The sequence below is a fragment of the Kitasatospora sp. NPDC058063 genome, from assembly GCF_042885395.1.
Lineage (GTDB): Bacteria > Actinomycetota > Actinomycetes > Streptomycetales > Streptomycetaceae > Kitasatospora > Kitasatospora lactacystinica.
Genome location: NZ_JBHVSD010000014.1, coordinates 164,564 through 175,751, shown reverse-complemented (window position 1 = coordinate 175,751; position 11,188 = coordinate 164,564). Strand labels below are relative to the sequence as shown.

At 73.8% G+C, this 11,188-nt stretch carries 11 protein-coding genes; 6 read left to right on the top strand and 5 right to left on the bottom strand.

Going from position 1 to position 11,188, the window contains the following annotated elements:
- Window positions 1-32: 32 nt before the first annotated feature.
- The gene (locus ACFVUY_RS24485; protein WP_387733214.1) at window positions 33-1,070 is read right to left on the bottom strand and encodes a medium chain dehydrogenase/reductase family protein; all 1,038 of its coding nucleotides are present in this window, start codon (window positions 1,068-1,070) and stop codon (window positions 33-35) included.
- A gap of 107 nt (window positions 1,071-1,177) precedes the next feature.
- Here ACFVUY_RS24485 and ACFVUY_RS24480 point away from each other — a divergent pair, with 107 nt between their 5' ends.
- The 4 genes from ACFVUY_RS24480 to ACFVUY_RS24465 all read left to right on the top strand — a co-directional run bounded on the left by ACFVUY_RS24480 (window position 1,178) and on the right by ACFVUY_RS24465 (window position 5,223).
- Window positions 1,178-1,834 carry a TetR/AcrR family transcriptional regulator gene (locus ACFVUY_RS24480; protein WP_387733211.1) on the top strand — a complete coding sequence of 219 codons (657 nt, stop codon included), beginning with the start codon at window positions 1,178-1,180 and terminating at the stop codon, window positions 1,832-1,834.
- 103 nt (window positions 1,835-1,937) lie between these two features.
- Entirely contained in the window at window positions 1,938-3,152 is a 1,215-nt protein-coding gene (locus tag ACFVUY_RS24475) for a serpin family protein (protein ID WP_387733209.1), read from the top strand.
- 396 nt (window positions 3,153-3,548) lie between these two features.
- The gene (locus tag ACFVUY_RS24470) at window positions 3,549-3,761 is read left to right on the top strand and encodes a hypothetical protein (protein ID WP_387733207.1); all 213 of its coding nucleotides are present in this window, start codon (window positions 3,549-3,551) and stop codon (window positions 3,759-3,761) included.
- A gap of 70 nt (window positions 3,762-3,831) precedes the next feature.
- Entirely contained in the window at window positions 3,832-5,223 is a 1,392-nt protein-coding gene (locus tag ACFVUY_RS24465) for a helix-turn-helix transcriptional regulator (RefSeq protein WP_387733204.1), read from the top strand.
- A gap of 510 nt (window positions 5,224-5,733) precedes the next feature.
- Here ACFVUY_RS24465 and ACFVUY_RS24460 read toward each other — a convergent pair.
- Together ACFVUY_RS24460 and ACFVUY_RS24455 are read right to left on the bottom strand one after the other, a co-directional pair.
- Complete coding sequence (locus ACFVUY_RS24460; protein ID WP_387733201.1) at window positions 5,734-7,353, bottom strand: LCP family protein; 1,620 nt, start codon at window positions 7,351-7,353, stop codon at window positions 5,734-5,736.
- Window positions 7,346-7,960: a DUF6542 domain-containing protein gene (locus ACFVUY_RS24455; RefSeq protein ID WP_387733198.1), complete on the bottom strand. Its 615-nt coding sequence runs from the start codon at window positions 7,958-7,960 to the stop codon at window positions 7,346-7,348. The genes ACFVUY_RS24460 and ACFVUY_RS24455 overlap by 8 nt, the downstream gene beginning before the upstream one ends.
- A 267-nt stretch (window positions 7,961-8,227) precedes the next feature.
- On the opposite strand from ACFVUY_RS24455, the gene ACFVUY_RS24450 reads away from it, so the two are divergent.
- Window positions 8,228-8,434, top strand: coding sequence for an antitoxin (locus tag ACFVUY_RS24450; protein ID WP_359902610.1), 207 nt, complete (start codon window positions 8,228-8,230; stop codon window positions 8,432-8,434).
- A gap of 71 nt (window positions 8,435-8,505) precedes the next feature.
- A complete protein-coding gene (locus tag ACFVUY_RS24445; RefSeq protein WP_380552371.1) occupies window positions 8,506-9,198 on the top strand; it encodes a lytic transglycosylase domain-containing protein in 693 nt (230 codons plus the stop codon).
- Between the two features lie 13 nt (window positions 9,199-9,211).
- Here ACFVUY_RS24445 and galE read toward each other — a convergent pair whose 3' ends face one another.
- Together galE and ACFVUY_RS24435 are read right to left on the bottom strand one after the other, a co-directional pair.
- Entirely contained in the window at window positions 9,212-10,228 is a 1,017-nt protein-coding gene (galE, locus tag ACFVUY_RS24440) for a UDP-glucose 4-epimerase GalE (protein ID WP_359902616.1), read from the bottom strand.
- 129 nt (window positions 10,229-10,357) lie between these two features.
- Window positions 10,358-10,981, bottom strand: coding sequence for a hypothetical protein (locus ACFVUY_RS24435; protein WP_387733195.1), 624 nt, complete (start codon window positions 10,979-10,981; stop codon window positions 10,358-10,360).
- Window positions 10,982-11,188 lie beyond the last annotated feature (207 nt).

Genomic DNA, 11,188 nt, shown 5'->3' with positions numbered 1-11,188 from the left:
GAGGGGAGGTCGGGCCTTTCGCCGGCCCCGGGTCAGCGGACGATGACGACCTTGCCCGCGACGGTGCGCGACTCGGCCAGGGCGAGCGCGGCCGCGGCCTCGTCGAGGGGGAACTCTGCGGCGACCTGGGCGGTGAGCGTGCCGTCGGCGAGCAGGGCCAGCACCTGGGTGAGGTCCTCGCGCAGCCGGGCCCGGAAGGCCGCGGGGCGGCGCCTGCCCGCCCACAGGTTGTAGAAGTGCGCGGAGCGCCCGTTGGGGAGCAGGTTCCACAACACCAACCGGGCGAACAGGTTCAGCACCGGGAGCCGCGAGTCGCCGGCCTCGTCCTTGGTGGCGGCGGTGCCGTAGGACACCAGGACCCCTCCGCGGCGCAGCAGTTGCCAGGACCGCGCCAGTCCGGCGCCGCCGACGTGGTCGAACACCGCGTCGACGCCGTCGGGTGCGAGTTCCCGGATGCGCTGGTAGGCGTCCGGGTCGCGGTAGTCGACCGGGGTCGCACCGAGGGCGCGGACGGTGTCGTGGTGGCGTGCGGAGGCCGTGCCGATCACCGTGATCCCGGCGTGCCGGGCCAGTTGGACGAGGGTCGAGCCGACGCCGCCGTTGGCGCCGAGCACGACGATCGTCGCGCCCCGGGCCACCTTCGCCGTCCGGTGCAGCATCTGCCAGGCCGTCACGCCGTTGACGACCACGGTCTCGGCGTCGGCAGCTGTCACGCCGTCCGGCACGGGGACGGCGTCCCCGGCGTCGATCAGCAGGTGGCTGGCCCAGGCGCCGGTCTTGGTGACGGCGGCGAAGCGGCGCCCGGTCATCGCCGGGTCGACGCCGGGGCCGGTCGCGACCACCGTGCCGACCACGTCGTAGCCGGGCACGAAGGGGAAGGGTGGCTGGTCGTAGTACTTGCCGCGGCGCATCTGCTGCTCGGCGAAGGAGACGCCGGTGGCGTCCATCCGCAGCAGGACCCGGCCGTCGGTCGGCGGCGGGAGGTCGCGGGTGCGCAGCCGGAGGCCGTCCGGCTCGACCTCGCCCGGCAGGACGACCTCGATGGCGCGGGTGATGACGGCGTCGTTCATGGCGTGCTCCGTTCGGCTCAGCATTGCTTACGGTCGTAACGTTACGCGCGTAAGCTCACGGCACACAAGGCCTGTCGGCTGTAAGTTTTCACCTGTAAGCTCACGGCATGGGAAACGAATCGAGCACACTGTCCGCCCGCCCCCGCAACCGCCGGGGGGAGGGTGCCCGTCTCCGCGAGGACATCGTGGCCGCCGCGGTCGAGCTGCTCGACGAGACCGGCAGCGAGAGCGCCGTCACCCTGCGGTCCGTCGCCCGCCGGGTCGGGATCGCCGCCCCCTCGATCTACCGCCACTTCCCCGACCAGCCGGCCATCATGCTGGCCGTGGTGCAGCAGGCCTTCGACCAGCTGGAAGCACAGCTCCGCGCCGCCGTGGACGCGGCCGGCGAGGACCCCCGGGCACGTCTGCTCGCCTTCTGCCACGCCTACCTGGGCTTCTCCGAGGACCACCCGGAGCGCTACCGCACCATGCTCGGCGGCGTCTGGGTGCCCGTGCTCCAGGACACCGCCGTGACGCAGGAGGACATGGCCACCCTCGGCATGGCGCCCCTGCACCTGCTCGCCGACGTCCTGGCCGAGTGCGCCGCCGCCGGCCTGGCCGCCACCGACGACCCCTGGGCGGACGCCGTCGCCCTGTGGCTGGGCCTGCACGGGCTGGCCCACCAGCGGGCGGTGACGATCGCCTTCCCCTGGCCCGAGGGAATCGCCGACCGGCTGATCTCCACGCTGGCGCACCTCAAGAGCCAAGGCCCGTCCGATCATTGATCATGCGGCGGCGAGTCGAGCCGAGCTCGCGGTTCGTCACCAGGAGCGCCCACGTATATCGCTGGCCGCCCCGGACGGGTCGGCCCTACGCTCCCGGGGTCAGGTGTTCCTCGAAGGGGTGGGCATGATTCGTAGTTCCACCGTCCGGGCCGTCAATGCGTTGACCGCGCGCTGGGCTGCCGCTCTACCGGAAGGCGGCACGGCCTTCACCACCGCCGGGGTGTGGCCGCTGCTGGCTCTGCTGGCAGACGGCGCAACCGCCGCCGTCCGTACGGAACTTGCCGATGCCATCGGCATCCCGGCAGACCGGGCTGCGGGCGAGGCGCGGAGCCTGCTGGCCGCGATCGATGCGATGCCCGGCGTGCAAGGGGCGCTCGGCCTGTGGACCCACGAAGCTCTGCCGATCGAGCGGAGCTGGCTTGCCGCGCTCCCCGAGCGCGTCCACGGACAGCTCACCGGCGACGCAGCCTCGGACCAGGCTCGACTCGACGCCTGGGCGGCGACGTGCACCGGCGGACAGATCCCGTCGATGCCGGTGACCGTCGGGAAGGACACCCCACTGGTGCTGGCCAGCGCCCTCACGGTCCGTACCGACTGGATCCGGCCGTTCGAATCCGGCGGCCTGGAGGCGGCGGCCGGCCCCTGGCGGGGCAGGGACATGGCCGGCCTGTTCCGGGTCACCGCACTCCTCGACCGCGTGGGAGTCACCCAGACCCCGACAGGTCCCGTCACCGTGCTCCACGTTCTCGGCGCCCAGGGAGTCGATGTCCACCTGTTCCTGGGGACGGAGGACGCCCAGCCAGGACATGTGCTGGCGGCAGCGGTGCGGACCCTCGACAACCGGAGGACAGTACTCCCGGGCGGTCAACTCCCCGACGGCGCTCCGGGCCCCGGGCTGACGGTCGAGCGTGTTCCCAGCCTCGACGGCGAATCGAAGCTGGTGGTGGAAACCGTGCCCTTCACCGTCACCGCCCGCCACGATCTGCTCGAGGACCCTGAGCTGTTCGGCCTCCGAACAGCAACGGACGGAACCCGAGGTCACTTCCCCGGCATCAGCGCCGAGCCGTTGGCGGTCGAGGCCGCCGCACAGACGGTGACTGCCACGTTCGGCGCCCGCGGCTTCCGTTCCGCGAGCGTCACTGCCCTGAGCGTGGCGGGCGTGGGGCTACCGCCGCGGTACCGCTATCGCGCCCGCATAATCAGCGCTCGATTCGACCGGCCGTTCGGCTTCCTCGCCGTCCACCGCACCTCACGGCTCGTCCTGAACGCCGGCTGGATCACCGAACCCGACGCCTTCGAGGAATCGTCCTGGGAATGATGAGCCCGTGAAGCAACGGACGGCACGGGGCAGCGTCGGACGGTCGGGTGCGGTGTGAAGGACGCCCGCCCGAAGCGGCACGAGTGCGGCGGTGTCGTGGCGGCGAAGGAGCTTGCTCGCCGACCGCTCCTCGGGGTCGTGGTGCCCGCCCGGCAGGTGGCCACCGCTGCGCAGCCGTTGCGCGAACGGCGCGGCCGGCGCCTCCGGCCTTGTGCCTCCCCGAGCAGCCGCGTGGATCCGACGCCACCATCTCGGACGACCGGCGCCACGAGGAGCGGACGCAACGCCGGCGGTGCCGCGTCGTGCGGCACCGCCGGGCGGGGCGAGGGGCCTGCGGCAACAGACGGGGCCTCGGGTGGTGCGTGGCGACCGTCCGGACCAAAGGACATGATCACCATGGCCATGCGCCGTCACACCTCGCGGAGGCCCGCCAGCGGGGCCGCGTTCTGCATCCACCTCCCCGGGAACCGCACGCTCGGCGTGCCCTGGATCCTCCCGACCGGCGTCGCGGTCGTCGTGCTCGTCGTCCTGGGCTACGACGTCCAGGCCGCCATCGCGGCGGTCCTCGCCACGGACGCGGTCGCTCGCGAGCTCGGCCAGTCCTCCTGACGGTCCGGTTCATCCGCCGTGGCGGTGCCGCACGCCTGCGGCACCGCCGCGCACCGTGAGGAGGTACGCCGTGCCACGTCGTGAGAACCCCATCGACCCGCACGCCCCGTACGCGGGGCTCGCCCTGCTGCTGCGCCGGGCCCGGGAGGAGGCGGGGCTGCCTCCCTACGAAGCCCTGGCGCATCGGACCGGTTTCTCCGTGTCGGCGCTCGCGCAGGCCGCCTCCGGCAGACGGCTGCCCAGTCTGACGGTGACCGTCGCCTACGGCACCGCCTGCGGCGGCGACCGGGAGTTCTGGGCCGCGCAGTGGAACGTCGCGCGCACTCGCCGTGCCGATGCCGGGTTCTCGGGTTCAGGCCCCGCACTGCCCCCTGACCCCAGCGGTTGCCGGACGGTGGGAGAGTTCGTGCAGTGCCTGCGCGAGCTGAAGGCCTGGGCCGGCGAGCCGTCGCTGGGGTGGGTCTCCCGGCACATGTCCAGGCATCTCGACACCCACGCGGGCCGAAGCACCGTGGGCGACGCGCTGAACCTGCGGCGCCGCAGCCTGCCGCGCCTTCCTCTGCTCGTCGGCTTCGTTCGGAGCTGCCTGCACTTCGCGGCCTCGTACGGGGGCCGTGGCGGCGGACCGGGCGTTCTCGAGTGGTACCGCGGTGCCTGGCACCGACTGCGGCGGGCGCTGTCCGAGGTGGCCCGGGAGGAGGGCGGGGGCCGCTCTGCGACGGCACCGGGCAAGGAGGCCGAGCTCGTCCGGTGGCGTCAGTCGAGGCCGCTCGTCCCCCTGGACTCCGGTCTCCCGGCCGAGGTCGTGACGCTCGCGGACACCCTTCGGGCAGTGGTCCGTTCACGGCAGTGCTCGATCCGCCAGGTCGCCGGGGCGGTCTTCGTCAGCCCCGCCACGATGTCCCGCTACCTGAACGGTCACCGGGTGCCGCCTCGGGATGTCGTCGACAACCTCGCGGCCTTCGCGGCTCCCGGCCCCGGCGACGGGACGGCCCTGCGCACGATGCTCCATGAGCTCCTCTGGAAGGCGCTGAACGCGACCGGCCCGAGGACGCCGCTGACCGTCGAGCTGGCGAAGCGGTTGAATGACACCCACAGCCGTATCGGGGCCCTGGACGCGGAGGTCACCAGGCTGAAGTCCGAGGTCACCGATCTGACGACGCTTCTCCAGCAGGCGTACGAGGACGCCCAGCGGCTCGGCGCAGCCAGGCGCGGTACATGGGGGAAGGCTCCGGTTTCGGTGCCGGTGCCCGTGCCGGTTCGCGGTGACGTGTTCGCCGGCCTCAGGGCTCAGGTCGCGCCGCAGCCGCGCAGGCTGGCGGTGCCGGTGCGCCGGCCGTCGGGGTCGGCGAGGGTGGCGAGGGTGGTCCGCACCGGGGCGCCGTCGTCGGGCTCGGCTGCGGCAAGGGGCTCACAGCCGGTGCCTGCGGTGGCAGGGAGCCGGTCTGCCGTTGCCCCGTAGGACGGTGGCCTGGCCTGTGACCAGGACGGTGCCAGAGGCCGTCGGTCGAGGCAGGTGTCCCGGCAGCCGGAGCCGAGGAGGCCCTTGAGCGCGCCCCCGCCGGGGCAGCCGAGCACGGTGGTTCCCCGGGGCGCCGGGTCTGCGACCGGCGACCGGCGACCGGCGGCCGGAGGGCAGTGCGCGGGGCAGCCGGCGACCAGGCGGCAGGCGGGCGGTCAGCGCCACGTCCGGCCGCTCGCCGCCACAGCCGGGCACGACGGCGTTCGTGCCGAGTTCGGACAGCACGAGCCGCACATCGTCCAGCACGGCGTCCTGCTGCCGGCCGTCCAGGCCGAGCGTCGGCAGCACCGACCTCGCCCAGCGCCGGACGGGCACCGATGTGGGCCCGCCCGGCGACGAGTTCAAGGCTGGCGATGGTGCTCATAGCGCCGTCCCGGTGGCCGAGCCGGAGCGGACTTCGAGGTCACTGCAGGATGCGCTCGCGTACCGGCCGGTGGAACGTGTCGGGCCTCAGTCCACGCACGGGATCCCGCCCGCCTTCACCGCCGGCCCCTGCATCGGCAGCCCCGCCGCCGGGTCGGCGGAGGGATCGCCGGCCGCGGTGGCCGAGGGGACGGCCGTCGGCGCGGGGGTGCGGGAGACGGCGAGGGTGAGCAGGATGCGCCCCGCGGGGACGGCCGACGAGAAGAAGGCGTTCACCCCGTAGCGGGCGGCGAGGCGTTGTGCGTCGGCCTTGGCCCCGGACCCGTAGGCGACGGTGGTGGCCCGGGTCCTGGCCGGGGCGTCGCCGATCCGGCCCGCCTGGTAGCCGAGTTCGGCCAGCGCCCTGGACTCGTTGGCCGCCGCGCCCGCCCCGGCGGCCGCGTTGACATCGACCACCGCCTTGGGCGCCGTGCTCGGGGTGGCGGAGGGCGACGGGGCCGGTTCGCCCGGCCCGTCCCCGGGCGGCGCGGCGGCCGGCGGGGCCGGCGCCGGCTCGTGGTTGAAGAGCTGCCGGACGATCTTCCTGATCAGGTCCGGGTTGACGGTGTTGACCTCCTGCCCGCCGACCGTCCTGAAGCCGCTGATCGGCAGGGTGTTGAACTCCACGTTGCCGCCGGTCAGGTTGGGCGCCTGCTGGGCGAAGTCGAGGATGTTCCACTCGTTGTCGATGACCACGTCCTTCTTCACCACCGCGAACAGCTTCTGCATCTGCCCGAGGTCGTTCAGGATGCCCTGCTGCTTGAGCTTGTACTCGACGGAGGAGAGGAACGCCTGCTGCCGGTGGGTGCGGTCGAGGTCGCCGTTGGTGAGGTGGTGGCGCTGGCGGACGAAGGAGAGTGCCTGCGCGGCGTTGAGGGAGCTGATCCCGGCCGGGAGCTTGAGGCCGGTGCCGCCGCCCTCGTGGGTGGCGGTCCGGGCGATGATCGGGTCGTCCACCGGGTGGTTGAGGCAGACCTGGATCGGCTCGACCGCCTTGGCGATGTCGTAGAAGCCGATCAGGTTCACCTCCGCGAAGTGGTCGATCGGGATGTCCAGGAGGCTCTGCACGGTCTGGATGGTGGCCGAGCGGCCGGCCTCGCGGCTCTGCCGCTCCAGCAGCGCCTTGGAGAGCCCCTTGCCGGCCAGCTTCTGCTCGGCGGCCTCCTTGGCGATGCCGTACGCCTCCTTGATCTTGTGCATCCTCCCGTCCGCGCCGACGGTCTGCACGTAGTCGTCGCGCGGGACGGAGAGCGCGGTGACCCTGCCGCCGTTGGCCGGGATGTGCAGCACGATCAGGGCGTTGGTGTTGTACCCGCCGATCCCGCTGGAGCCGGCGTGCAGTTCGTCCTCGACGAACTGCTTGGGCAGGTCGTTGCCGTCCATGTCCTTGCGGCTGTCCAGGCCGATCAGCAGCAGGTTGACGGACTTGTCGAGGTGCGGCGGGGCGTTCTTCTTGGCCTCGCTCAGCGCGGAGGACTTGACCATGCCGTCGTCCAGGCTGCGGTACTCGTACCAGGTGAAGCCGCTGGCGCCGAGCACGGCGACCGAGACGGTGCAGGCCAGGGTGCGCCCGGCGACGGTCAGCGGGGCGGCGGCGCGGCGCGCGGCCTGCCCGCGCTGACCTCGCTGACCTCGGCCGCCGGTACGGCTGTTGCCGCGCTCAGCCACGGCGGCCCCTTCCGACCGGGACGGCCGTCCGGCCGGTTCGTCGGCGCTGCTGTACCACCCGGCGGCGGGTCGGCACGGCGCGGACCGCGACCACGGCGAACGCCACCGCGACGGCCGCGGCCATCACCGGGAAGGCCCCGACCACCCAGCGCAGCGCGCCGGTGCCGAGGTTCTTCCCCTGGTACGTCCCGGGGTGCGCGAGGTACTCGACGCCCGAGGCGGTGAGCAGCACCACGACCGGTGCGGCCGTCACCACCCACCACCGGCCCGCCCGGCTGCACAGCAGTGCGGCGGCCGCCGTCCCGAGCACCGCGCCCACCGCGAAGAGGAGGCTGACGCCCGGTCCGTCGACCTCGTCCGCGACCGCCCCGAGCAGCGGCAGCCCGACCGCCGAGAGCACGGCCGCCGTCCCGCCGCGACGACGCGCCTGCTGGCGGCGGCGGGCCGCCCCGGGGCGCGGTGTCCGGGCCGCCCGGGGCGCCGCGGCGCCCGCGGGGCTCCCCGGACCGCCCGCACCGGCCGCCCGGGAGCGCTGCGCGGGCAGGGCGCGGTCCTCGGTGCGCGGTCCCGCGTCCTGGTACGGCGTTCTCGCCCGCTGACCGGCCATGCGCACTTCCCTCGATCGTTGCGGCCGCGGCGGAGCGATCGCGCCGCCGCGCGTGCCGGGACGCCTTCGGTCCTGGTGGCGTCCTGGTGGGGACCCCACCCTCTACATCGCTGTAGAAGATGGCCTGAGCATACGAACCCATTTCAGCAAAGTCATCCGCCGTCACCCGGCGGCGACGGACCGCCTGGTGGGCCGTCGTTAGGATGGTCACGATCCCCGCCACGTCGGCACACCATCAGGAACGCATCAGAGGAGCAGAGCGTCACCATGTTTGAGAGTCTGAAGAACCTCGCGGACAAGGCCACCGACCTCGCCCGCGAGCACGGCGACGTGATCGGGCAGGGCCTGGACAAGGTCGGCGACGCGATCGACGACCGCACGGACGGCAAGTACAGCGGGCAGATCGACACCGGCGTCGAGAAGGCGAAGGACTTCCTGCGCAACCTCGACGGCGACCAGAAGCCCGCCGAGTAACCTGCCGCAGGGAGCGATCAGCCGCACGGCGCTCGAACGGGCGCACGAGCGAACGGGGAGGGGCGGCAGCGGTGAGCGAGGAGAAGAAGGGGTCCGGCCGGGGACGCTGGCTGGTGATCGGCGTCGTGGTGGTGGCCGGACTGGGTCTCGTCCGCGGCAACGGCCACGACGGCGCGGCCTCCGCCGACCCCTCCCCGACCGCCGCCTCCGGCCCCTCCCCGGGCGCCGCGCCGTCGGCCGGCTCCTCCGCTCCGCCGTCGAAACCCTCGAAGCCCTCGGGCCGCTACGACCCGGCCGACTACGCGGCACCGGTCCGCCAGTACGCCGCCGAGGCCGGGGTCAACCCGCAGCTGCTGATGGCGATCCTCTACAACGAGGCGTACAAGCCGCACGACCCCGAACTCGAACGGGCCTGGCAGCGCGGCAAGCCGGACGCCTCGTTCGGCATCGCCAACATGCACCGGGCCGCCTTCGACGACACCAAGCCCGGCCGCCCGTTCGCCTCCCGGCAGTGGGAGGAGCTCCCGGACGACCGGAACCTGGCCGTCCAGGCGGCCGCCTGGCACCTGCACGACCTCGCCGCGCAGTTGCCCGCCCGCCCGGGCGTGCAGCTCACCCGGGACGAGCTGGTCGCCCTCGGCTACAACGCGGGCGCGGGCAACATGCTGGCCTTCGCCCGGGGCGTCAAGATCGGCTCCCAGGCGCAGTCCTACCTCGACCGGCTGCGCGACAACTGGTCGAAGTCCGGCGAGGCCGTGGCCTGACAGCCTCCGGCGGTCAGCTGACGCCGATCCGGGCGGACCAGACCCTCCGCCAGGCCAGCGCGTCGGCGACCCCCTCGGCGATGCCGCGCCGCGGCTGCCAGCCGAGCAGGTCCCGTGCGGTGTCCACGACGGCGTAGCAGCCGATCACGTCCCCGGGGCGCGGGCCCGCCTCCCGCACCTCCAGGCCGGTGCCGACGGCCTGCTCGAAGGCGGCGATCAGTTCCCGCACGGTGGTCCCGTCCCCGGTGCCGACGTTGATCACCCGGTAGCGGTCCGCCACGCCCGGGGCGATCACCTCGTCGAACCGGAGCAGCGCCGCGACGTGCGCCTCGGCGAGGTCCTGGACGTGGACGTAGTCGCGGATGCCGGAGCCGTCGCGGGTCGCCCAGTCGGTGCCGGTCACGGTGAACGGGGTGCCCGTGGTGTGCGCCTCGATCAGCTTGCCGAGGGCGTGGGTGGGCCGGAGGTCCTGGAGGCCGGTGCGCAGCTGCGGGTCGGCGCCGATCGGGTTGAAGTAGCGCAGGGCGATGACCCGCTGGCGCTCGGCGCCCTCGCCCCGGGTCCAGTCCTGGAGGACCTGCTCCATCATCTGCTTGGTGCGCGCGTACGGGCTCCCGGCGTCGACCGGGCTGCTCTCGTCGACCCGGGCGTCGGGGGTGGGGGCGTAGATCGAGGCGGAGCTGCTGAAGACGACCCGGGTGCAGCCGTGGCGCTGGAGGGCCTCCAGGAGTTCGACGGTCTTGGCGACGTTCTCCCGGTAGTAGTACAGCGGTTTGGCCACCGACTCCGGTACGACGATCTTCGCGGCGCAGTGCACGGTGGCGTCGATGTCGGGGTGCTCGGCGAAGATCCGGTCGAGCAGGGCCGCGTCGGCGATGTCGCCCCGGTAGAAGACCCGGTCCGCGACGAATTCGGTCCGGCCCCGGGACAGGTCGTCCAGCACGACCGGGGTGATCCCCCGGTCGAGCAGGGCGGAGGCGACGGTGCTGCCGATGAAACCCGCGCCGCCGGTGATCAGGACCTTCTTCATGCGCGGACGCTCCCTTGCGGTCGTCCGGGCGCCCGGTGGCGCCCGGTGACCGGAAGGGACGTCGGTTCGCACCCGGCCGGTTCCACCGCGGGTGCGTCCCCGTTCCCGGGGCGGGCGGTGCCGGGCGGCTCAGCCGCGGTGACGGCGCAGCCAGAGCCCGGTGGCGACCAGGACGACGGCCGCGCAGGCGGTGCCGATGGCCGCCCAGGCGGTGGCGTCGGAGGTGGTCGCGTGGGCGGGGCCGGGCGAGGCCTCCCGGGCGGAGACGGGGGCGGCGGTGGTCCCCGTCGCGCCGGTGCTCTCCCGGAGCGGGGCGGGGGTCACCCCGGCGGACCGCGGCGCGGTTTCGGACAGCGCCGTGGGGGGCGCCGGGTCGGTGATCTCGACGGTGTCGACGTCGAGCTCGCGCTCGCCGTGCCCGAGGGCGGGGAAGGCGCAGTCCACCGTCACCCGCCAGTGCCCGACCGGGAGGACCTCCCGGGTGGTGTACGTCCCCGGGCGGCCGGGGACGGTGACCAGGCGCCAGGGCCCGACGGTGCGGCCGTCGGAGGCCGTCGCGAGGAGCGTGCCGGCGAACTCCCCGGTCACCGGGTCGTGGTCGTTCTCCCAGGTGGCGACGGTGCTGACACGGCCGTTCTGCTGGCCGGTGACGTCCAGGTGGACGCTGTCGCCGTGGGCGGCGGCGGGTACGGCCGCGGACAGCAGGGCCGCGGCGGTGAGGGCGAGGGCGGCGAAGTGGGGGCGGGTTCGCATACGGGAGGGTCCTCGGGGCGGTGTGGGGGGCAGGGACGCTGGGAACGGCCGGCGCCGGGAGCGGCTGCCGCTGGGTGGGCGGCGGCCGTTCCCGGCGCGACGGACCTGCCGGCCTGCGGGCCTCGCGGCGCGCGGGCGTCGGCGGCTCGGGTCGAAGGGTCGGCCGGCGTACGGGCCGACCGGTTTTACGGGCTCACGGGAACAGCC